Consider the following 288-nt stretch of genomic DNA (forward strand, 5'->3'; position numbering starts at 1 on the left):
CCATCCGGATGCAAGTGGATTCACTGCAGTTTGAGCAAAGCAACACAAGCCAAACAGCCCACGGCCAGCACGGTGCCCGAGACTTCTGGTCTCTTGATCCACGATCGGAGTCCTAGGCCCGGCTTGCGTAGAGAGGTATGACGTTGCGCCCTACGCATGACGTTTGGATCAATCAAGCCGGACTTTTCCATGGGACAAACATCCACCCGTGTTTCGTCTTGCTTTTCTGATTGATGATGGTGGTGGTGGTGGTGGTGGTCCTCGTGGTCGCGTACAACGTCGTTGTTG

At 54.9% G+C, this 288-nt stretch carries 1 protein-coding gene; it reads right to left on the minus strand.

The annotated features are described in order from the left end of the window. Nucleotides 1-20: 20 nt before the first annotated feature. Nucleotides 21-288 (minus strand): hypothetical protein (locus tag QWJ41_RS21000; protein ID WP_302710425.1); only part of this gene is annotated, 268 nt, incomplete at its 5' end.

It is taken from the genome of Nocardioides cremeus, from assembly GCF_030518195.1.
GTDB lineage: Bacteria > Actinomycetota > Actinomycetes > Propionibacteriales > Nocardioidaceae > Nocardioides > Nocardioides cremeus.